Origin of the sequence: Lysinibacillus telephonicus, assembly GCF_003966145.1 — a bacterium.
GTDB classification, from domain to species: domain Bacteria; phylum Bacillota; class Bacilli; order Bacillales_A; family Planococcaceae; genus Ureibacillus; species Ureibacillus telephonicus.
Genome location: NZ_RXNR01000061.1, coordinates 1 through 22,410, shown reverse-complemented (window position 1 = coordinate 22,410; position 22,410 = coordinate 1). Strand labels below are relative to the sequence as shown.

17 protein-coding genes are annotated in these 22,410 nt (G+C 33.9%); 11 read left to right on the top strand and 6 right to left on the bottom strand.

What is annotated here, in order from left to right; all coding sequences use genetic code 11:
• Positions 1-151: 151 nt before the first annotated feature.
• The 4 genes from EKG35_RS16315 to EKG35_RS16300 form a co-directional block, all read right to left on the bottom strand.
• Positions 152-1,297: a Ger(x)C family spore germination protein gene (locus tag EKG35_RS16315; protein ID WP_185807791.1), complete on the bottom strand. Its 1,146-nt coding sequence runs from the start codon at positions 1,295-1,297 to the stop codon at positions 152-154.
• Positions 1,287-2,741 carry a spore germination protein gene (locus tag EKG35_RS16310; protein WP_126295606.1) on the bottom strand — a complete coding sequence of 485 codons (1,455 nt, stop codon included), beginning with the start codon at positions 2,739-2,741 and terminating at the stop codon, positions 1,287-1,289. Before EKG35_RS16310 ends, EKG35_RS16315 begins: the two co-directional genes overlap by 11 nt.
• 10 nt (positions 2,742-2,751) lie before the next feature.
• The gene (locus EKG35_RS16305) at positions 2,752-3,876 is read right to left on the bottom strand and encodes an endospore germination permease (RefSeq protein ID WP_126295605.1); all 1,125 of its coding nucleotides are present in this window, start codon (positions 3,874-3,876) and stop codon (positions 2,752-2,754) included.
• Between the two features lie 117 nt (positions 3,877-3,993).
• On the bottom strand, positions 3,994-5,811 hold the full coding sequence (locus EKG35_RS16300; protein ID WP_246020440.1) for a methyl-accepting chemotaxis protein: 1,818 nt from the start codon (positions 5,809-5,811) through the stop codon (positions 3,994-3,996).
• Positions 5,812-5,935: 124 nt separating this feature from the next.
• Here EKG35_RS16300 and EKG35_RS16295 point away from each other — a divergent pair, with 124 nt between their 5' ends.
• Positions 5,936-6,157: a YozE family protein gene (locus tag EKG35_RS16295; protein WP_126295603.1), complete on the top strand. Its 222-nt coding sequence runs from the start codon at positions 5,936-5,938 to the stop codon at positions 6,155-6,157.
• A gap of 116 nt (positions 6,158-6,273) precedes the next feature.
• On the top strand, positions 6,274-6,978 hold the full coding sequence (deoD, locus tag EKG35_RS16290) for a purine-nucleoside phosphorylase (protein WP_126295602.1): 705 nt from the start codon (positions 6,274-6,276) through the stop codon (positions 6,976-6,978).
• A gap of 370 nt (positions 6,979-7,348) precedes the next feature.
• Here the strand turns inward: deoD and EKG35_RS16285 are convergent, their stop codons facing one another.
• Entirely contained in the window at positions 7,349-7,687 is a 339-nt protein-coding gene (locus EKG35_RS16285) for a hypothetical protein (protein ID WP_126295601.1), read from the bottom strand.
• 621 nt (positions 7,688-8,308) lie between these two features.
• Between EKG35_RS16285 and EKG35_RS16280 the strand changes: the two genes are divergently transcribed.
• The 4 genes from EKG35_RS16280 (at position 8,309) to EKG35_RS16265 (ending at position 13,628) form a co-directional block, all read left to right on the top strand.
• On the top strand, positions 8,309-9,814 hold the full coding sequence (locus EKG35_RS16280) for a lmo1851 family serine protease (protein ID WP_126295600.1): 1,506 nt from the start codon (positions 8,309-8,311) through the stop codon (positions 9,812-9,814).
• A gap of 108 nt (positions 9,815-9,922) precedes the next feature.
• Positions 9,923-10,825: a CobW family GTP-binding protein gene (locus EKG35_RS16275; RefSeq protein WP_126295599.1), complete on the top strand. Its 903-nt coding sequence runs from the start codon at positions 9,923-9,925 to the stop codon at positions 10,823-10,825.
• A 233-nt stretch (positions 10,826-11,058) separates the two neighbouring features.
• Positions 11,059-11,943: a CAP domain-containing protein gene (locus EKG35_RS16270; RefSeq protein WP_126295598.1), complete on the top strand. Its 885-nt coding sequence runs from the start codon at positions 11,059-11,061 to the stop codon at positions 11,941-11,943.
• Between the two features lie 605 nt (positions 11,944-12,548).
• Positions 12,549-13,628 carry an undecaprenyldiphospho-muramoylpentapeptide beta-N-acetylglucosaminyltransferase gene (locus EKG35_RS16265; RefSeq protein WP_126295597.1) on the top strand — a complete coding sequence of 360 codons (1,080 nt, stop codon included), beginning with the start codon at positions 12,549-12,551 and terminating at the stop codon, positions 13,626-13,628.
• Positions 13,629-13,727: 99 nt separating this feature from the next.
• Here EKG35_RS16265 and EKG35_RS16260 read toward each other — a convergent pair whose 3' ends face one another.
• A complete protein-coding gene (locus EKG35_RS16260; protein ID WP_126295596.1) occupies positions 13,728-14,276 on the bottom strand; it encodes a GNAT family N-acetyltransferase in 549 nt (182 codons plus the stop codon).
• 341 nt (positions 14,277-14,617) lie between these two features.
• Here EKG35_RS16260 and dapF point away from each other — a divergent pair, with 341 nt between their 5' ends.
• The 5 genes from dapF (at position 14,618) to odhB (ending at position 22,185) form a co-directional block, all read left to right on the top strand.
• Positions 14,618-15,583: a diaminopimelate epimerase gene (gene dapF, locus EKG35_RS16255; protein WP_126295595.1), complete on the top strand. Its 966-nt coding sequence runs from the start codon at positions 14,618-14,620 to the stop codon at positions 15,581-15,583.
• 132 nt (positions 15,584-15,715) lie between these two features.
• Positions 15,716-16,396: a response regulator transcription factor gene (locus EKG35_RS16250; RefSeq protein ID WP_126295594.1), complete on the top strand. Its 681-nt coding sequence runs from the start codon at positions 15,716-15,718 to the stop codon at positions 16,394-16,396.
• Positions 16,393-17,790: a HAMP domain-containing sensor histidine kinase gene (locus EKG35_RS16245; protein ID WP_126295593.1), complete on the top strand. Its 1,398-nt coding sequence runs from the start codon at positions 16,393-16,395 to the stop codon at positions 17,788-17,790. The genes EKG35_RS16250 and EKG35_RS16245 overlap by 4 nt, the downstream gene beginning before the upstream one ends.
• Positions 17,791-18,021: 231 nt before the next feature.
• A complete protein-coding gene (locus tag EKG35_RS16240) occupies positions 18,022-20,820 on the top strand; it encodes a 2-oxoglutarate dehydrogenase E1 component (protein ID WP_126295592.1) in 2,799 nt (932 codons plus the stop codon).
• Positions 20,821-20,928: 108 nt separating this feature from the next.
• Entirely contained in the window at positions 20,929-22,185 is a 1,257-nt protein-coding gene (gene odhB, locus EKG35_RS16235; protein ID WP_126295591.1) for a 2-oxoglutarate dehydrogenase complex dihydrolipoyllysine-residue succinyltransferase, read from the top strand.
• Positions 22,186-22,410: the final 225 nt, after the last annotated feature.

Below are 22,410 nucleotides of genomic sequence, written 5' to 3'. Positions count from 1 at the left end.
AAATATAATACTCGAAGAGTGTTTTTACCCCAAATAAGTCGGTTAAATACCCAATAATCTATTAAAATTACGAAAGACCTTCAGAATAAGCCCATTCTGAAGGTCTTTTGTCAACAACCTGGAATCCGCTTGTATCCAAAGCGGATTCTTTTTATTCTATTGTATCCCTAAAGGATTTCCTTCCAGATGTTAACTTGTTAATGTTTATATTAATGTTGCGTATTGAATCTTCACCTAGTTCTATTCTTCCATCCTTTTGTATTTCCTTCCACTTTTTTAAGTCTTCTCGATATAAAATCTCTGATAATCGGAATACATCAGCGTTCATTTCTAACGCAGCTTGATAAGTCTGTTCAATTTCTTTTTTTACGGTTTGTTTTACTAGCTCTTTAATTTTGTCAGATGTTAAGTCTCCTTCAAAGCTTCCTAAAGAGGCAGTCAAGCCAACATTTATGTCAAATCTGACATCATTTCCTTTAACAATAGGAACTATATTTACATTTACATTTCTAAGAATAGCGGAAAAATATTTATCTTTTTCGTAACTTGTTGTAATTTCTGCTCTTATAGTTTTATTTGACATCCATTGGAGACCATTTGCCTTATCGTCCTTAATGAAACCTTTAAATTCTTTAGGGGTAACAACCCCGATTCCATCAAATTCTATAGAAGAAAGGGGCTCTTTTTGAGTTTTCCAATCTTCCCTTAATTTAATATATGGAATATTTGCTTCGTGGCTTGGCTCGTTAAGATTAATGATTAAATTTCTTAAATCAATGGGTTGTATAAAAGATTCTTGTTCGTATGAATTTAATGGATCCCCTATTTTAGATAGTGTAATGGATTTTTTTAGTAATGGAAGAGCAAGCAAGAATTGATCTAAAGGTTCATCTGTACAATAAATCCAAGTTCTGTATCTAGTGTCGCTAAAACGAGTTATCGTATTCACTACAGAATCAAATGCCCCTTGTTTTAAGACTCCTTCACTAAATATTAATAATGAAAAATGTCCCCAAAAAACCCTCTCATCTATTGCATGATAAAGTTCGAAAAATGCTTCATCAATTGTATTCCCAGTGGCTGATGTGACTTGCGATTGAATTACATCTTGATTAAACTGTTCGGTTTTTGCAACTCTTGAAAAACTAATTATTTGAATAGTGACTTCATATTGCCCATCTTTAAAATCGACTCCTGCACCAAAAGCATAATACATGCGTTCATTTTCATTTAAATCCCAGCAGCCAGTTAAAAATATTAGTGGCAACAATATGAAAATAAGAAATTTATTCATCATTGGATTTTCCCTCATTATTTCGCGATTCATCCTGAGGATCTAAAAAATTTGGTCTCTGCTTATATTTATACTTTGGGGGCCTTAGCAAAGTACTTTTCAGATTTTCTAAGCTTAAATCTGCTGATATATTTAAATATGGGACACCAAATACTCGAATATTGGCGACATAAAGGATAAGAAGAAAAAGACAAATGAAAAATCCGAACAAACCAAAAAATGCGGTAACAATAATAAACGAAATACGTAAAATACTAATAATTGCTTCTAAAGTTTGGTTTACTACGGTATAGGATGCAATTGTAGAAGTTGCAATAACTACGACCATGGCAGGGCTAGTAGTACCAGAACGGATGGCAGCATCGCCAATAATTAGTCCTCCAATAATGCCTATTATTCCGCCAATTTTTGTAGGAAGACGCAAGCCTGCTTCACGCAGTATTTCAAACATAAGAAGAACTAATAGCATTTCTAAAACGGCTGGCAATGGCAGGCCTAGATTTGTCATAACAACTGTTGCAAGTAATTGCAATGGTAATTGATCTTGATGAAAAAGTGTTAATGCAAGCCAAAATGCAGGCAGGGCAATTCCTAATATTACGCCAAGTAACCTTATTAATCTTTCGAATGTACTATAAGCAATCGAGCTTTCGTAATCTTCTCCCGCTTTTAATAAATAAAAAATGTTAACAGGTGTTATAACGCCGTAAGCTACACCGTCCACTAAAATTAAAAATCTTCCTCGAACTAATGATTGAATTGCGAAATCTGGCGTTCCCGAATAATTTATTGATGGGAATAACCAATTTTTTTTGTTTACAAATTCCATTAATGAGTCACCGCTAATAATAATATCAGTATCGATTTTTTCAAGCTGTTTTTTTAGTTCCGAAAGTATATCTTTATTTGCGATATCATCAAAATAGAGAATAGCAATTTTAGTTTTAGAACGTCTGCCTATTTCCATTTTTTCCACACATAATGAATTCGATGGAATTCGCTTTCGAATAAGGGCGATATTTGTCGGAAGATCCTCGATAAAATTATCTCTGGCTCCTCTTACCATTACTTCCATATTTGTTTCTTCAGGATTTCGATTTGGTTTTTTAGGGACATTGCAAGAGTATAGCAGCCCGGGATCTTCAAAGAAAATTATGACATTTCCACTATAGGCTGCTGTAATAATGTCATTTTTTTTATTAAGTTTTTTTAATTCTGGAATAGGCAATTGCTCTATTAGATTTTCAGTAATTTGATTTTTAGGATAAAGACTTTTAATATTTGGAAGAACTACAGTATATAGCATTTGTTCATCGACCATAGAATCGCATTTAATTAAGAAAACCTTAGAATGTTGAAATGTAAATTCGCTAAAAATAATATCTTCTGATTTCTCAAAAAGCTTCTTTAATTCTGTAATTGAAGTTGGTTGTCCAGATGTGTCCATTGATGTTTCACTACTTTCTTTTTTGATTTATTCTAGGACGTTGTTGGACGCTGTTTTTTTGTTTTTTTCCAGAGAATAACGCTACTGCTCCTAATATAAGCGACAGAAGAATACAAAATATTAATGTTGCAATTAAAAAACCATGACTGTTTAAATTTATAAATAAGTTGTCATCTAATAAAAAAATTATCAAACTTAAAATGAAAAAGGGAGGTACCAAATAAGACCATATTTTTTTTCTGTTTCCTGTAATATCTAATATGTCCGCAGCGATGAATAATAATAACCCAACTCGTATAAAAGTTCCTGTTAGCCATTGATAAATAGATAAAAAATCCATATGTTCAATAAAGTCACCAATCGTAACGAGGCTCCATTCTTCATAAGCAGGGTAGCGTTGTTTTGCTGCCTCCTCTGGACCAAATGCAGTAATTGCACCTATTAGTGGTCCTAGTGTTAAACCCATTAAAACAAATACCATCCCCGCTAGATGATTCCATTTCATTTTCTGCTTAAAATAATGCTGTAAAAAAAGCAGCAATATTAACTCGATAAAGCCTGAAGCAGGAAAAATTGTACCTATTGCAATTGGCTTAAAACCATTTTCAAATAAAGGGAATAAATATCCATAGTCCTTTACTTGTAAATTTGCAAATGCTACAAAAAAACCAAAAACAACAACAAAAAATAAAACAAAAGCATTAACGATGACAATGGTTAAAATATTCGTTGATACGAGCAAAAAGCAAAGAATTATATAGATGCTAAGAAGGATTAATGGAGGCGTTTGCACTAAAAATGTTGTAGATATCCATAAAATAGTTTCACGCATAGTAAAAGCAGATAAAATAATTAAAAAAATTACGGTACTATACAAAATAATTGAAGCACCAACATTGCCGATTGTTTCTTTCAACCAATGTTTTAATGGCTGTCGATTTGATTTTTTTTGTATATAAATAATTAAAAATAACCATGGTAATATTAAGAGGGCTGCTAAAATAACGGATGCCCACCCATCTCTTTTTACATGATCTAAAATAGGAGGGAGAATGGTAACGTGGTTTTTTAACCCAATGCAGGTCATTACTAAAAACAAGACATGTAAAATACTTATTTGCCCGAATTTATTCATATAATCCCTCAACAATCGAAAAATTTATGTTTATTTTTGACAAAATTACTTGAAATTATTATTAATCAAAATAAAAAACGTGAAGAACAACAAATTTGTTTTCTTCACGTTTAAAATTTATATTTTAAATTCATTAACAACGCTTCGTAAATCATCAGCTTGTTTTGCAAGCTCGGTTGCAGAAGCATTAATTTCCTGCATTGCGGCAGATCCTTGTAGTGCTGCTGAAGCAGACCTTTCTGTATGCATAGCTGTATTTTCAGCAATTGAATTTACCTCAACGAAAGAAGCCGCAACTTCATGGCTTGTATTTAAAGTTGACATAATTTTTTCTGCCATCGATGCAATAACGCTCGTGGTTTTGCTAGTTTGAGCTAAGATGTCTTCCAGTATTGAATTTGTTTCATTTGTTACCTCTACACCACGTATTACGTTTACAACACCTTCTTGATTTTGTTCAATAATGGATTTTACTTCTTGTTGTATTGAGGTAATAATTTGTGTTACTTCTTTTGCAGCACTTTGTGATTGCTCAGCAAGTTTTTTCACTTCGTTTGCAACAACTGCAAATCCTTTGCCGTGTTCACCAGCGCGAGCTGCTTCGATTGCTGCATTCAACGCAAGCAAGTTTGTCTGCTCCGCAATAGAAGTAATGGTTCCTATAATAGATGTTATTTCATCTGATTTTTTTCCTAAAGCTTCTACTGTTGTTGATGTATTTGCAATAGTTTCTTCGATTGACATCATAACATTTGAGGATTGATTCATTGATTGACTGCCATTGGAGGCAGCTTTTTTCATTTGTTCTGCAGACGCTTGTACTTCGTTTGCTTCAATATTCAACTCGTGCATAGCTTGTTCGAGCTCTTGCATTTTTAAGATAACGGCATTTGTACGGGTTTGTGTTATGTCGCTGTCAGCAGCTATACTTTGTGTATTGTTTGCAATTTCATCTATTGTTCTTGCATTTTCCTCTGCTAATGCCATTAATTCTTGTGAACTGCCCGAAACGCTTTCTGCGAGAGTAGTTACACGTTTAATTAAATTTGAAATGGATTCAATTAGAATATTGGTTGAGTTGGCAATGAGTGCAAATTCATCTTTTGTTTTTACTTCAACGCGACGAGTTAAATCACCGCCAGCCTTTGCAATTTCTAAAATTGATTGATTAATTTTAAATGTATTTCTTCTAATGGATTTAAATAACAGATAACCAAAAGTTATTGTCAACACAATGGCAATGAAGGATAAAGCAAAAAATGTAATTTTAGAAGCTTTCGCAAATGATTCTAGTTCTTTAATCGTTTCACCATTTTTCGTTTCCAATAAATTAATTAACATTTCAGAGTAGTTTTCAATGGATGATTTAATATTTTCCGAATCGTTTGAAGCCATAATCTTTTGAGCATTTTCAAAACCAAATTTTTCTCTAGTTTCGATAAGGCCGGTTGAGTAGTTATTATAGATTACATAGTATTGGTTAACTAACGCGAGCAGCTCTTTTTCTTTCTCACGATTTTCAAAAGTAGTTTGGAGCTCATTTATAATACGATCAACATTTTCTTTTGTTGTATTATAGTTTATCAATGTATCTTCATTACCATGTATAATAAATTCTTGCTCGTAGTTAGAAAGCTTTGAAATATTACTAGCCAGATTATTAATTTGAATCTGCTCTTGGAGGTTCTGGTTTGCAAAGGTATTTAAATTTTGCTGAAGTTTTGAAATGCTAATATAGGATAATGTTTGCATCCCAATAATAATTGCAAGTAAAATGCTGAATATGAGAATTACTTTTCCACGTATAAGATGGTAAAATCGTAACTTTCCTAATTCTTTTTTCCTAGAATTTCCTTTAGACGTTTTTTGTGGTTTCTCTTTCTTTGAGGATATTGTTATTTTCTTCTTTTTAGAGGCTTTTATAAGATTGCTCAATACCATCACCATCTTTCTTAAACTATCAATATTTTTAAAGTTTACATTATTTTCTAAAAATTTTCCATATTCAGATAGAAAAAAGTCCTAGTTATTTATACTAAATATAGTAAGGAGTGATTAGATGAAAAAAAGTTTTTACTTATTCGTACTCACTTTTAGAGGTGGGGATTGGAATGATAAAAAATCACGGTTTGCTGAAAGTGCATTTTTAGACCATAGCTTTCCTAAAACAAGTACATCCTTTGAAGAACTATCAAGCTATATTGAAACAATGGCAGATGAACATATGACAACACAAGCATTTGATGAATTATGGGATATATATGAAACAAAATATCGATAGTAAGCTGGGATAAATATTTTCTAGTACAATATAATGTATAAACAGGGAAATCATTGCACAATAATTGAAAAGCAAGTATATTTGAATTTGAACCAATAAGGAAAGAGGGATTGTATATGAGTATTCATATTAATGCTAAGCAGGGAGATATTGCAGAAGTAATTTTATTACCTGGAGATCCATTACGTGCAAAATATATAGCTGAAAACTTTTTAGAAAATGTAACATGTTATAACGAAGTGCGAAATATGTTCGGGTATACTGGTACATATAAAGGTAAACGTGTATCTGTTCAAGGAACGGGCATGGGTGTACCATCAATCTCAATTTATACAACAGAATTAATGGAAGAATATAATGTTCAAAAATTAATTCGTGTAGGTACATGTGGTGCAATCCAAAAGGATGTAAAAGTTCGTGATGTTATTTTAGCTCAATCTGCTTCGACAGATTCAAAGATGAATGAAATCATTTTTAACGGAATTGATTTTGCACCAACTGCTGATTTTGATTTATTATTAAAAGCCTATAACGCTGGGGTTAATGCTGGATTAAATTTAAAAGTAGGAAATATCTTTACAGCAGACATGTTCTACTCTGAAGAAAACCAAAACGAAAAATTAGCTCGCTATGGTGTTCTAGCAGTTGAAATGGAATCTGCTGCATTATATACACTTGCTGCAAAATTTGGTCGAAAAGCACTTTCTGTTTTAACAGTTTCAGATCATATTATTACAGGTGAAGTAACTACATCAGAAGAACGTCAAACTACATTTAACGATATGATCGTCGTAGCATTAGAAGCTGCTATTCAAGAATAGACAGTATATATATCTTAGAGACTTCACAATTAAGTGAAATAGGAGCAAGTGATCAATTTAATTGGTCACTTGTTTTTTCTTTTAGTATTAAGTGTGTGTCTGTTTGAATGTCCTAGTGGCTCATGGAATATTTTAAAAGTTACTAATCTTACTATAGAAGTGTAAGGATGTCGTTGGTCATGAAAGTTTAAAGAAGGCAAGTTTTGTCATAAAATAATCTATCTCTAACGAATTTGACATACTTATATAACTTTAAGATCCATGTAAATTTCATTTTAAATACAGTTTTTTAAATTTTTATCATAGTTATCGTGTCATGAGCCTGGTTTTTCTATGTTTTGGGGAATATAAAAAATTTTTTATGTAATAGCTACGGGCCACAAATTGAGAAACAAGTGTGTTCCTCGAAATTTTTTTGTACCCAATTATCTATCTTGTTAAAAAATCGGATGAATTCGATGTCTTCCGAATTATTAAAAGAACGTACATTTAAAGCAATCTGACTCCATTGCTCATAACTAACAGAGTTTGGACCAAAGTAATTAAAATTTTGTAAAACATCTTCTACGTGTGAATGTAAAAAATCAAAAGCTTCTTCTGTTAAAAAAATTGAAGATTTGTGCCAATGTTCATTTTTAAACTTGCCTTTCATAAATTCAATAACATCGCTCCTGCCATTTAAATTTTCCAAAGTCATTATTTTAATCATTTATTCCTCCAGTGTATGGCTAAAATTTAGGGGGAAAAGTAATATTTTCCGAAAAATAGATGTCTGTTGATTGTGTTATAAGTGTTTATTTAATTCGTTTATATCTTTCATTCAACAATTATTAAAATTAGGTAAAAAAGGTAATAAAATTATACCATGATAAAGTTTGAATTGCGAAAAAATGTTGCAATATCAAGCTTTTTAAAGTATCTTAAATTTACATACAGTTCCAGACATTTAACGTTATGATTGTTGTTGCATTAGAAGCTATTCAAAAATAAAAATGAAAAGCAATAAATTTGCATATTCATTTAGAAAGGCTGTCTATTTATTGACAGTCTTTTCTTTTCGTTTGGTTGTGAAACTGTTAATATGTAAATAACGTCTTTTTTACTAAATAAGAAAGTATAAAGTTATGAAGAGTGTCTAGACATAATTTAACCTATCGTGTTGTGGTCTGCTCCATTGCTAAGAAATGCCATCTTGTCAGAGGAGCAGCTTAAAGTGCAACATGAAGTCACGGTTGGCAGCAATATGTAATGTAATGTCTTCACCGACGTGGGGTTAAGTAGTGCACCTAACACTTTTCTGAAGTAAGTGTAAATGAGAGTGGTGAATAAAATGGATGATCAAAACCAACAAGGAAATGAGCAAACAGAACAAATTGAAAAGCAAGAGGAACAAGTAAAACCAGCTAAAAAGTTTATACGTATAAAGCCTTTTACGTTTATTATGCTAATGTGCTTAACAATTCTACTGACAGCAGGTTTAACAATCTTTGCTTTAACTTTTGGTGAAGAAAAAGTAGTTGAAGTATCGCCTCCTGTTGAAAGAGAAGAATTTTCAAAATTATATGAAGCATATGATGAATTAAAAGAAAAATATTATGTTGAAATTGATGAAGATGCTGTAATCTCCGGGGCAATTAATGGAATGTTTGATGCTCTTGAAGATCCATATTCTGATTTTATGGATGAAATGGAGGCAGAACAATTTAATTCTGATTTATCCTCTAGTTTCCAAGGAATAGGGGCAGAAATTCAAGAACGCAATGGTAATATAGTGGTTGTATCACCTATAAAAAATTCACCAGCAGAAAAAGCTGGAATTTTACCAGAAGATATTATCCTAACGGTTAATGGAGAAAGTATCCAAGGTATGAGCGCTACTGAAGCTGTCTTACTGATTCGTGGAGAAAAAGGTACACCAGTTACATTAACGATTCAACGAGGGGATTCAAAAGAGCCGATTGAAATGACAATCATTCGAGATGATATACCAATCGAAACGGTTTATGGTGAAATGGGTGAGGATAAAATAGCCCACATTCAAATTACATCCTTTAGTGAACAAACATATAATGAAATCGTAAAAATACTTGAAGAGTACGAAAAAGAAGGTATGAAAAGTATTATTTTAGATGTTCGTCAAAATCCTGGCGGTTATTTGACTTCAGCAATTGATATTGCAAATCTTTTTATTGATGAAGGTAAACCAATTGTGCAATTGCAATCTCGCGAGGGTGGACCAGAAGTAATGCTGGCTGAAGGCGGTAAAAAATATAAGCTGCCAGTTGTTGTATTAATTGATAATGGAAGTGCATCCGCTTCGGAAATCTTAGCTGGTGCGTTAAGCGAGTCATATGGAGCAAAAATTGTAGGTCTTACATCATTCGGTAAAGGGACTGTACAAACAGTAAGCTACTTGCCAGATGGTTCAAATTTAAAATATACAACTGGTAAATGGTTAACGCCAAACGGCAATTGGATAAATGAAAAGGGTATTAAGCCGGATGTAGTTGTTGAGTATCCTGATTACGCTACATTGACTTATATTGATCCAGAAACGGAGCTAAAAGTGGAAAGTGCTTCAGCTGCTGTAAATTCTGCTGAACGAATGCTATCTGCATTAGGGTATGACCCTGGAACAATCGATGATAAGTTCGATGAAGCGACATCAGATGCTGTTAAAGAATTCCAAGCACAACATGAGTTGGAGCAAACAGGAACTATTGTAGGAGACACAACTTATGCCTTGATGGATGCTTTAAGAGAAAAAATAGATAAAGAAGATCCACATGTTTTAAAAGCAATCGAACTGCTTACTGATATATCTGCTAATAAGTAAAAATCAGCAAGTGAAGGACAATAAAAATACTGCAAAGGGCTACTGTTGTTCGAATTTTGAACAGCCGTAGCTCTTTCTTCTATAATTAAGAAAAAGGAGAATGATTTAATGAAGGATGTATATTTATTTAGCGGTTTTTTAGGAAGCGGAAAGACTTCCATGTTAACCGATGTAATTCGACAATTAAAAGAAAAAGGATTAAAACCTGCTGTAATCATGAATGAACTAGGAAAGCTTCCATTTGACTCACAGGCTGTTGAAGAGGATGTACCCTTAAAAGAAATGTTGGAGGGCTGTATTTGCTGTTCTGGCAGTGAAAAAACTGAAGCTCAAATTCAATCGCTTCTAGCAGATTCTCAATTTGATGTTCTTATTATTGAAACAACAGGTGCGGCTCACCCAGTTGAAGCTTTAGACGCAGTATATTCACCTTTATTTGCTGAGCAGTTAAATATAAAAGGGATTGTTACCGTTGCAGACAGCAGATTTTGGTTAGATCGTGAAAGTCTTACACCGCAAGTTCGCAGTTTATTTTTAGAACAAATTCGTCATGCACATCTTTTACTTGCTAATAAAATGGATCTGTTAACAGAGGTAGAGCAAGCAAAAGTAGTTTTTGAAATGCAAAATGTAAATACTAATGCATTTATTTTACAAACAACAAATGGACGTGTTCCTCTTAATTTACTTGAAAAACTGCAAGCATCTGCGCAAATTTCCAAAAGAGATATTAACTCTGCGAAACTAGGATCGCATTTACATTTAAGTTCTCGGTTAATTGAATTAAAATCAAGCTTCTCACAAGAGCAATTTGAACAATGGGTACGTTCTTTACCGAATACAATTTATCGTATGAAAGGGTATGTACCGATTGCAGGAGTAAAAAATCCGATGCTTTTCCAATATGCATATGGATTAGTTCAATGGATGCCTGAATATATTCAAATGCCTTCTAAAATTGTGATGATTGGTGAAAATGTTGAAAATATAGCCGTTATCGGAGAGGAATAAACGTAATCTAAACGTAATAAAAGTAAAAGAAATGAACTATAAATCAATGTTGTAAATTTGTCAATACTATTTTGGTAGTAACTGTTTCGTATAGAGGAAATATTTAGATAAAAAAAGTTTAATAAGTTCATAGATATAAAGAAAAGAAGTTTTATTGGATTTACTTCCAACTTATGGTCCGTTTTTTTCAACTTTTCTCGCTTATGATTAGTTGCGAGAGGAGGAATAACAAAATGAAAAAATGGTTTATAACATTTTGTGCATTCGGTTTAATCGCAACACAAGTTCCAGAGGCAAATGCTGCTTCTAACAATGAAGAAGGAAATAAGCAAGCTGAAAATATAATTGTAAATAGCGGGAACTGGGAGCATTACGAAAATGCCCTCTACAAAACTATTCATAGATTAGGAATTACAGATGAAGCTAGCTTCAAAGATTTTTCACATAAATTATTTAACAACAAACAATTAGAATCATTATTAATTTCTAAATTAAATGAGTACAAAAATGTGAATGATAATAAAGCAAATCATCAAACTACTAATGTAGAAAAAGGTAAAGAGGTTGTGAATGAAAAACCAGTTTCATCACCAAAACCAGCAAAACCAGCAACTCCAACTAACAATGAACAAAAAGAGGTTGTAAATAAACCTTCAACACCTGTAACAAATAATAATGAAGCATCGAAACCTAGTTCGAATAATAATGTACAGCAAACTCCAACTGCACCAGCTCAATCAGCTTCAGAGTTTGAGAAAAAAGTGGTGGAGTTAACAAACGCTGAACGTGCAAAAGCAGGTCTTGCACCATTAGAAATTTACGAGCCATTAATGAAAGTTGCACAACAAAAGTCTGATGATATGGCGGCGAAAAATTACTTCTCACATACAAGCCCAACTTATGGTAGCCCATTTGACCAAATGAAAGCTGCAGGTATTTCTTATCGTGCAGCAGGTGAAAATATTGCACAAGGTCAAAGAACACCTGAAGAAGTAGTACAAGCATGGATGAATTCAGAAGGACACCGTGCAAATATCTTAAACGGAAGCTACACTCATATCGGTGTTGGCTACGTTGCAGATGGCAACTACTGGACACAACAATTTATTCAACTATAATGTGTGATTAAGACCGAGTAACTAACCAACGTTGCTCGGTTTTTTACTACTAGAATTAGAAAGTGCTTATAATAATTTTAAATTAGTATGAAGTAGGTGAACAGGCTAAGCACACTAGCCGCAGAGTCATGTTATATATGTCTCTACGACTTAATTATTATTTAAAACTATGAATATAAAGTACACGTAACGGAAGGCGCAGTGCATCTGCCGCTACATTTTTGATGCAGAGCAATGTTTTCTGAACCAAACATAGTGACAGGTGCAAAGCTTCTTGTGGGAATAGCGTGTGCTATTTTTTTGCAACGAAAGCGAAGCAACAGAAGCATTAAGACCCCGCATGAGCGAAGCGAAGAAGGAGGCTCAATCCGAGCCCGTGGAAAGCGTCCCGCCTGTAGTGGAATGTGCGCTTTTAAAGGTAAACCACGATTTTTGGCGTTTAATCTTTAACAATATGATGAATTTTTAGTATCGCGTTGTGAACAAGATAAATTATGATACAATATTGACTGAATATCTCGTAGTGGGAAAGTTTTCTCATTAATATTTTTTCGTTATCATATATACTTAGAGAATACATTATGTATTTAGAATAGGAGATTTCTGTGAGTCAAAAATCAATTATTTTAACAGGTGGCGGAACAGCAGGCCATGTTTCACTAAATCAAGCTGTCATTCCTTCTCTTATCCAAGAAGGATACAAAGTAAACTATATAGGTTCACATGATGGAATTGAAAAAGAATTAATTACTCAAAGCTTTCCAAATGTTCCTTATCATAGCATTTCAAGCGGTAAATTAAGACGATATTTCTCAATAAAAAACTTTACTGATCCTTTTAAAGTGTTGGCAGGTGTCGGGCAAGCATTTGCGGTAATGCGAAAAGTAAAACCATCAATCGTTTTCTCAAAAGGTGGTTTCGTTTCTGTACCTGTAGTAATTGCTGCTAAATTGGCTGGGATCCCTGTTGTAATTCATGAATCAGATGTGACACCAGGGTTAGCAAATAAAATTGCACTGCCATTTGCTTCACACGTTTTTACGATTTTTCAAGACACATTAAAATATTTACCAAGTGATAAAGCAACATGTACTGGATCAATTGTCCGTGAACAACTATTTGACGGAAAAAAAATTCGAGGATTGTCATTGTGTCAATTTGATGCGAGTAAAAAGGTTCTCCTTGTTATGGGAGGGAGCTTAGGCTCGGTGGTTCTAAATGAGGCCTTACGAAGTAATTTGCCAGAACTATTAGAAGCATACCAAGTGATTCATCTTTGCGGTAAAGGAAACATTGACTCGTCATTGGAAGGCTTAAAAGGGTACAAACAATTTGATTATGTAACAACAGAATTACCAGATTTATTACATGCGGCGGATTTTGTTGTATCCCGAGCTGGTTCAAATTCTATTTTTGAGTTTTTAGCTTTGAAAAAGCCTATGCTTTTAATTCCACTTTCTGCATCAAAAAGCCGTGGGGACCAAATATTAAATGCGAAAATTTTTGAAAAACAAGGATTTGCAGTAACCTTAGAGGAAGAATTGTTAACTAAAAACACGTTTATAAAAGCTGTGAATACATTAGAAAAAAAGAAAAACGAAATTTTAGATGCAATGAAAAATGCTGAAAGTCCAAAAACGCCAATAGAGATGGTAAAATTAATTACTCAATATGAAAAAGGTTAAGCAAAAAATAAAAGAAGTCTAGCGCCTATTGCGTTGAGACTTCTTTTTGTATTGTCGAATTAACAGCGACTTAACAACCGGTCGCTTTCTTTTTAAAGTTTACATTGCTTGCTCTTCTTCTTTTGAATTTTCGTTGGCTGTGACGATATAGAATAAGTCTTTTGGAATTTTAAATAAATCATATTTAATTTCACCAGTGTTTATTTCCTCGTATAATGCTGGATGACAATCTTTTGCGCATATAACATATTGTAATTTTTGTGCTGCGCGTTTCGATTTTAAATTATCTTTTCTAATACGTAGAAATACAGTGTGGATATCTTTTTCAAAAAACAGTTCTGTTAAAAACTGCTTTTTAGCAGCTTGATTGTATCCTTTTCCTTGAAAAGGTGCACCTATCCAAGTTCCTAGGAAGCCTGCTCCATCTTGTATATCAAAAAGACTGATGGTACCAATTGGTTGACCCCAGTCATCGGTTATTGTTCTCGATATCGTTTTTCCTAATTGTTCTTCTTCTAAAAGCTGTTTTGTCATAAATAAATATTCTTCAGAGGAAGCAGCTTTTTGACGAACATATGGAAAAACTGACGGATGGATCATTAATTCATATAAGTCATTAGTTTCTGAAAGGTCTCGAAATTTTAACATTTGAAACGCCTCCTTTTTAGGATAGTTGCATAACACACTCAAATAAGATATCACAGGGCAACAGTTCAAAATAATAAACCTAAAGGGGCAAGACGTCAATAAATAAAGTTGTTTTTTTTATTTACCCAAAATAGTCAGAAAATAACCATTTTATAAAGAAATTACATGAATATATCATATAATAAAGAATCGAACTGATACAATTATTTTAATGTAAAAATAGAATTTATTCTTATTGAAAAATGTTAAAAGAATTTATAATTTAAGATGATTTCAATTAGGTTGATTCATAATTGATTTACAATTATGATAGAAATAAATAATAATAGGAGAGTATACCTATGGAAAGAACTTTTCTAAAAGTACATGGATCAGGCAATACATTTTATTTATATAATTCTAATAATGAAAATGAATTTGATTGGCCCAGCTTAACGAAATGGCTATGTTTAAAGGATAACGACGGTGGGGCAGATGGTTTGTTGCTTGTTTTGCCTTCGACCATTGCAGATGCAAAAATGAGAGTGATTAATGCGGATGGCTCAGAAGCATCCATGTGTGGAAACGGCTTGCGAACTGTAGCGAGATTTGTTTGCGAAAAACTTGGTAAATATGAAGCAATTATTGAAACAATGAAAGCAAATCTGCATGTTAGAAATGAAGCTTCGATTTTTGGAACGATTCCAACATATGCTGTTGAAATATCACCTGTTTCTTTTGAGCTTAACAGTTTACCAATGAAATATAAAAACCAAACAGTAATCCGCCATCAAATTATTGAGGAATTTTCACCAACAATTAAATTTACAGCAGTATCTGTTCCCAATCCACATCTTATTGGAATTGTGGATGCACAATATATTGAAGATGCTTCTCATCAACAACAGCTTTCTGAGTTTCTAAATAGTGAAAACGAATTTTGTATGGACGGCGTAAATGTAAGTTATGTTTACCCAATGAAAAATGACACAATTTTTGTTCGAACATTTGAACGAGGTGTTGGTTTTACAAATGCATGTGGTACCGCGATGACAGCATCTGCACTTGTATCAAAGTTAAATGGACTTGTAGATACTGATTTAATTACGGTTTATAATCCAGGTGGATTTGTAAAATGTGAAGTAAAACAAAACAATGGGGAGTACCAATTAACTCTAATTGGAAATGCTACAGTAACAGCAGAGTACACGATTGAAATCAATGATAATCAATATAAAATTTTAAATCGTAAAGATACAGAAGAGCAAAAACAATACGAAAAATGTATTGAATTAGTCAAAAAGGAAACTTCATCGTTTTCAGCTTGAAATTAAAGTGTTACATTTTATGGCTGCCTTGTTTTAAGTTAAACTTAGAACGAGGCTTTTTATCTGAATAAAAATATAAATTTTTTCGAGGCTAACCTGGGCGTTAACGCTTTTCTAATAAAGGGTGATATTATGAATAAACGAATCTTGCTGGTAGAAGACGAAAAAAATATTGCACGTTTTATCGAACTTGAACTAAAATACGAACAATTTGATGTTACGGTAACACATGATGGAAGAGAAGGGCTAAGCAAGGCATTGGAAAATAAGTTTGACTGCATTTTACTTGATGTTATGTTGCCAGGTTTAAATGGAATTGAAGTATGCAGACGCATCCGTGCACAACTTAATGTGCCAATTATTCTGATTACTGCACGCGACGCAGTAATGGATAGGGTAGCTGGTCTGGATGCAGGAGCGGATGATTATATCGTTAAACCTTTTGCTATAGAAGAATTATTAGCAAGAATTCGTTCCATTTTAAGAAGAGTTGGCAATACTGAAAATCAAGAAGTGGCAGAAACTATTCAAGTTAGGGATTTAATTATTAAGCCTCAATCATACGAGGTTTATTTTGAAAATAACAAACTGGAATTAACTAAAACAGAATATGATTTATTGAAATTATTATGTGAAAATAAAAACCGCGTTTGTGAACGGGACATGATTTTACAATCTGTCTGGGGGTATAGTTCAGAGGTGGAAACAAATGTAGTAGATGTTTACATTAGGCATCTGCGCTCAAAATTAAAGACTCAATACGAGCCGTACATAGAAACAGTTCGTGGTGTAGGCTATGTGGTGAGAGAATGAAGAACCTAAAGTATATTGTTATTAACCAATCATTAAAAAAGAAATGGATCATGTCGACTGCGATTGTCATTTTTATAAGTTATGCAGCAATTTGTACTGTTATTTATCTCGCTCTCTATTCATGGCTATTGCAAAATGAAGAAAATAATGCAATTCGAACTGCAGATGACTTAACATCTTTTTTTAATTCGCAAAATGAGTCCATTTCCATTAGTGAGTTTCAAGGCAATACAGGTTTATTTAAAGCGATAGTGAATCAAAATCAAACAGTTTACATTTTTAATCAAGATGGTTATGAAGTGCTAAGAATTAATAATAAATCTTCAGCAGCAGACATTGTTTTATCATATGATCAACTTAGAAAAACTGTGATATCAAAAGAAGTGATTGATAATGAAGATGTATTTGTTGTAAATAAGTTTGTCAATATTGGCCGCTTCCATGGCGTCATGCAATTAATACACCCATTAACAACTTTTCAATCAATGATGCAATATGTGTTAACTACCATGCTTATAGCTGGTTTAGGGGCAATATTGTTAGCTGTTTCTATCGGCTATTATTTAGCAAATTTATTAATTAGACCAATACAAGATTTGCGCGACTCAATGATGTCTGTTCGTGATAAAGGTTTTGATAAAGAAATTAATTTTGCATATAATGCTGATGATGAAATTGGTGACTTATTAAAGATTTATCGAACTATGATAGCAGAATTACAAAGTACTTTTGCAAAACAGCAGCAGTTTGTATCAGATGCATCCCACGAGCTGCGGACACCAATACAAGCAATTGAAGGGCATCTATCATTAATAAAACGATGGGGGAAAAACGACCCTGACGTTTTAGAGGAATCAATCTCAACTTCATTAGAAGAAGTTACAAGAATGAAAAAAATGATAGAGGAACTACTTGATTTAGCAAGAAAAGAAGAACGTGATGAACATGCTGTGACAAATGTTGAAAAAGTACTATATTCCGTTAAGGAAGAGTTGGAAGTGATTTATACGGATGCAAGCATTCATATATCGACTACTGGCGAACCTCTGCTGCCAAATATTACTGAAAATGCATTAGGTCAAATTGCACGAAATATTATTGAAAATGGAATACGATATAACGATAGAAAACCAATTATTGATATTGATGTTCAATATTTATCTAAGAAGGTAGTAATAATGATAAAGGATAATGGTATAGGAATTTCAAAAGAGCATCTCCCGCATATTTTTGATCGCTTTTATCGCGTCGATGCTTCAAGAGAGAATACAGGAGGGGGGACTGGGTTAGGGTTAAGTATAACGAAGATGCTAGCAGAAAAATATGATGTAGAAATAGACGTTCAAAGTAGTGTTGGAAAAGGCACAACATTTACCTTAAATTTCTCACTTTAGAGGAAAAAAATAAAAATTATTCCTTAAAACGATTGATTCTCAAAAAAAAATGCTAATTTCGTGAAAAATAGTTGTATTTTTTGTGAAGAGTAGTAAGATTGAAATGGAAAAAAACGTTCTTCACTAATAAAGTATGTCTTTTTATATTGTCGAAGAATGGCAAAATATGAAATAATGTTTTAGTAAAACAACAATGGAACTGCCCTAGGGCAAAATTTGGAGGTTATTCTCATGTCGAACAATGTATTATTTGCTGGTTCCCCTTGGTCAGCATTCTCTGGTCCTAACTTAGGCTATGTTATGGAGCAATATGATTTATTTCTACAATCTCCAGAACAAGTAGAACCAGAACTAGTTGCACTATTCCAACAATTCGGTTCTCCATTTACTGAAGGAGAGCAAGGTGGAGCAGAAGGTGCAAGTTACCAACCAGGTAATTTGAAAAAAGTATTTGCTGCTGTTCAATTGGCAGAAGCAATCCGTTCTCAAGGACATTTAGCTGCGGATGTTTATCCTCTAAAAGATCGTCAATTAGATACATCTCGAATTGATTTAGCATCTTATGATTTAACTGAAGCTGATCTAGTTTCGTTGCCTGCTTCATTATTCTTTAATAATGTTCCTGTAAACGTTACCAACGGAAAACAAGCTATCGACTATCTTCGTTCAATTTACACTGGGAAAATTGCTTACGAATATTCTCATGTCGATGATGCAGAACGCCGATGGATTCAAGATAAAATTGAGTCTGGCAAGTCTAAAATCAGCTTAACAAATGAAGAGAAAAAAGCGTTATTAGAACGATTAACTCGAGTAGAAGATTTCGAAAAATTCATCCATAAAACATTCGTTGGACAAAAACGATTTTCTATAGAAGGTTTAGATACTTTAGTCGTACTACTAGATGAAATTGTAAAAGCTGCTGACAAAGAAAAAATGAATTACCTACAAATCGGTATGGCACACCGTGGACGTTTAAATGTATTAACTCACGTTGTTAATAAACCATACGATATGATGTTCGCTGATTTTGCACACGTACCGAACGACTACTTCTTCCCAGAAGACGGATCTTTAGAAATTTCTAAAGGTTGGACTGGTGACGTGAAATATCACATGGGTGCTACTCATACAAAAAAATCAGGAATGAAAGTAAAATTAGCTTATAACCCATCACACTTAGAAGTTGTAAGCCCAATTATTACTGGTTCTACACGTGCAGCTCAAGAGGATACTACAAAACCTGGATTACCATCACAAGATGCTAGCAAAGCATTAGCAGTTCTTGTTCATGGTGATGCTGCATTTGCAGGTGAGGGTATCGTTCAAGAAACTTTTAACTATGCAAATACAAGTGGTTTCTCAACAGGCGGTTCAATTCATATCATTTCTAACAACATGATTGGATTTACAACTGAGCACACTGATTCACGTTCAACTCACTATACAACTGATTTAGCAAAAGGATATGGAATTCCTGTTATCCACGTAAATGCTGATGATCCAGAAGCTGTTGTACAAGTTGCCCACTTATCATTCGAATATCGCCAGCTATTCGGCAAAGATATTTTAATAGACTTAATTGGGTACCGTCGTTTCGGACATAATGAAACTGATGATCCAACTGTAACAAACCCATTAACATATAAAATTGTAACAAGTCATCCTACTGTGCGCGCTATGTATGGTGAGCAATTAGCAAAAGAAGGCGTTGTTTCTGAAGAACAAGTGAAAAAACTTGATGAAGAAATTTATGCTGAAATGCAGGCTTCTTATGATCATGTTAAAGCGGTTGGTGCAGAAAAAGGACATTTTGAAATTGAAATGCCTGAAGCTGTGAAAAACGACTACCCAGAAGTAGAAACAGCAGTTTCAAAAGAAGAATTAGTTCAAATCAATGAAGACCTACTTGCGTGGCCTGAAAGTTTTGAACCACAAAATAAATTAGCAAAAATCTTAAAGAAACGTGTTGAAGCATTAGACACAGGTAAAATTGATTGGGGTCATGCTGAAACATTAGCATTTGCAACAATTTTAAGAGACGGCAATCCAATCCGTATGACTGGTCAAGATGCTCAACGTGGTACATTCTCACAACGCCACTTAGTATTACATGATAAAAATAATGGCTCAGAATATACTCCGTTGCACCATATTTCAGGTTCTAAAGCTTCATTTGCTGTATATAACTCACCATTAACTGAGGCAGCAATTGTAGGATATGAATATGGTTATAACTTAGAAAACGAGAAAGCATTATCTATTTGGGAAGCTCAATTCGGTGACTTTGCTAATATGGCACAAGTTATGTTCGACAACTTTATTTCTGCAGCACGCTCTAAATGGGGTCAAAAATCTGGATTAGTTCTATTATTGCCAAATGCTATTGAAGGACAAGGCCCAGAGCATTCATCTGCACGCTTAGAACGTTATTTACAACTTTCTGCAGAAAATAACTGGATTGTTGCAAACTGTTCAAATGCTGGAAACTACTATCATTTACTTCGACGCCAAGCTAAAATGCTAGGTACAGAAGCAATTAGACCATTAGTTGTAGTTTCACCAAAATCATTACTTCGTCACCCATTAGCTGCGGCTACATTAGAACAATTATCAGAAGGCAAATTTGAAGAAGTAATTGAACAACCAGGTTTAGGTACAAATCCAAAAAAAGTTGAACGAATTTTACTAGCATCTGGTAAAGTAACAATTGACTTAGCTGATCGAGTACAAGATGGTAAAGGCTTTGAAAATACTCATATTGTACGTGTTGAACAGCTTTATCCATTCCCATCACAAAAAATATCTGATATCATCGCGAAGTTCCCGAATGTAAAAGAAATTGTTTGGGTACAAGAAGAGCCTAAAAACCAAGGTCCTTGGAAATATGTGTTAGAATATTTATTAGACTTGGCTGATGGTAAGAAAATTAAATATGTTGGACGTCCAGAAATGTCTTCAACTTCTGAAGGTGACATGGATTCACATAAAATTGCACAAGCAAAAGTCATTGACGAAGCTCTTGCATAATAACAATTCTATTTCAATCATTTATTAAAATTGTCTACTGTTAGCCGGTAGCGATGCCATGTGTACCCAAACTCTGGGTACACATGATATTCAAAGGAGGATATTAAAGTGGCTGAAATTAAAGTCCCTGAATTAGCAGAATCAATTACAGAAGGTACAATTGCCCAGTGGGTGAAAAAAGTTGGAGATCGCGTTGAAAAAGGCGAATTCATCGTTGAATTAGAAACTGATAAAGTAAATGCAGAAATCATTTCAGAAGAAGCTGGAGTTTTAACTCAAGTTCTTGCTGAAGAAGGCGATACAGTTCTTGTAGGACAAGTAATTGCTGTTGTAGAAGCTGGAGAAGGAGCAGCTCCTGCACCTCAAGCTGCAGAAGAAGCGCCAAAAGCTGAAGCTGCACCAGCACCAGCTCAAGCTGCTGCACCAGCACCTGCTGCAACTCCTGTTGTAGAAGAAACTTCTAATGACCGTGTTGTAGCTTCACCAGCAGCACGTAAACTAGCACGTGAAAAAGGAATTGACTTAGCTGCAATTTCTCCAGTTGATCCACAAGGTCGCGTACGTGTACAAGACGTTGCTGCTCATGGTACTGCACCAGCAGCTGCAGCAACACCAGTAGTACCAACAACAGGTGGTCCAGTGGTATTCACACCAGCAGCTAATTCTGATCGTGTAACAATTGAAAAAATGAGCCGTCGTCGTCAAACGATTGCTAAACGTTTACTAGAAGTAAAACAATCAACTGCGATGTTAACAACATTCAATGAAATTGACATGACAAACATTATGGCATTACGTAAACGTAAACAAGAAGAGTTCGTGAAAGCAAACGACATCAAACTTGGTTTCATGTCATTCTTCACAAAAGCTGTTGTTGCTGCACTTAAAAAATACCCATACGTAAATGCACAAATCGTAGGTGATGAAATTCACTTAAATAACTTCTTCGATATCGGTATCGCGGTTTCAACTGAAGAAGGTTTAGTAGTACCAGTAGTTCGCGATGCAAACAGCAAAAACTTTGCTGAAATCGAAAAAGATATCGCTAATTTAGCACAAAAAGCACGCGACAAAAAATTAGGTTTAAACGATATGGCTGGTGGATCATTCACAATCACTAACGGTGGAGTATTTGGTTCATTAATGTCTACACCTATCATGAACGGTACACAAGCTGGTATTTTAGGTATGCACTCGATTGTAAACCGTCCAGTTGCTGTAAATGGGGAAGTACAAATCCGCCCAATGATGTATGTGGCTCTTTCATATGACCACCGCATTATCGATGGTAAAGATTCTGTTGGCTTCTTAAAAACAGTTAAAGAATTAATCGAAAACCCAGAAGATTTACTTTTAAATTCATAATAATATTTAAAAAACCTAGCGACAACTCGCTAGGTTTTTTATAATGCCTTAAGTTCTTGATTTTTAGGCTCTATAATATTTGTTGGGGTTTGAAAAAATTTCATAAATAAACAATCATGAGTTTTTTACACCCAACCCTGGCATGAAAATAAGTACCTTCGGTTCATAATGGTAATGACACAAACAGGATGTAAGACGTGGCTTTTTTTGGTGGCTTTGACCCTG

Coding starts and splice junctions, on each gene's coding strand:
- EKG35_RS16280 (WP_126295600.1), top strand. CDS start 8,309: ATGGATGATCAAAACCAACAAGGAAATGAGCAAACAGAACAAATTGAA.
- EKG35_RS16270 (WP_126295598.1), top strand. CDS start 11,059: ATGAAAAAATGGTTTATAACATTTTGTGCATTCGGTTTAATCGCAACA.
- dapF (WP_126295595.1), top strand. CDS start 14,618: ATGGAAAGAACTTTTCTAAAAGTACATGGATCAGGCAATACATTTTAT.
- EKG35_RS16315 (WP_185807791.1), bottom strand. CDS start 1,297: ATGATGAATAAATTTCTTATTTTCATATTGTTGCCACTAATATTTTTA.
- EKG35_RS16245 (WP_126295593.1), top strand. CDS start 16,393: ATGAAGAACCTAAAGTATATTGTTATTAACCAATCATTAAAAAAGAAA.
- EKG35_RS16240 (WP_126295592.1), top strand. CDS start 18,022: ATGTCGAACAATGTATTATTTGCTGGTTCCCCTTGGTCAGCATTCTCT.
- EKG35_RS16250 (WP_126295594.1), top strand. CDS start 15,716: ATGAATAAACGAATCTTGCTGGTAGAAGACGAAAAAAATATTGCACGT.
- EKG35_RS16285 (WP_126295601.1), bottom strand. CDS start 7,687: ATGATTAAAATAATGACTTTGGAAAATTTAAATGGCAGGAGCGATGTT.
- EKG35_RS16275 (WP_126295599.1), top strand. CDS start 9,923: ATGAAGGATGTATATTTATTTAGCGGTTTTTTAGGAAGCGGAAAGACT.
- EKG35_RS16305 (WP_126295605.1), bottom strand. CDS start 3,876: ATGAATAAATTCGGGCAAATAAGTATTTTACATGTCTTGTTTTTAGTA.
- EKG35_RS16295 (WP_126295603.1), top strand. CDS start 5,936: ATGAAAAAAAGTTTTTACTTATTCGTACTCACTTTTAGAGGTGGGGAT.
- deoD (WP_126295602.1), top strand. CDS start 6,274: ATGAGTATTCATATTAATGCTAAGCAGGGAGATATTGCAGAAGTAATT.
- EKG35_RS16260 (WP_126295596.1), bottom strand. CDS start 14,276: ATGTTAAAATTTCGAGACCTTTCAGAAACTAATGACTTATATGAATTA.
- EKG35_RS16310 (WP_126295606.1), bottom strand. CDS start 2,741: ATGGACACATCTGGACAACCAACTTCAATTACAGAATTAAAGAAGCTT.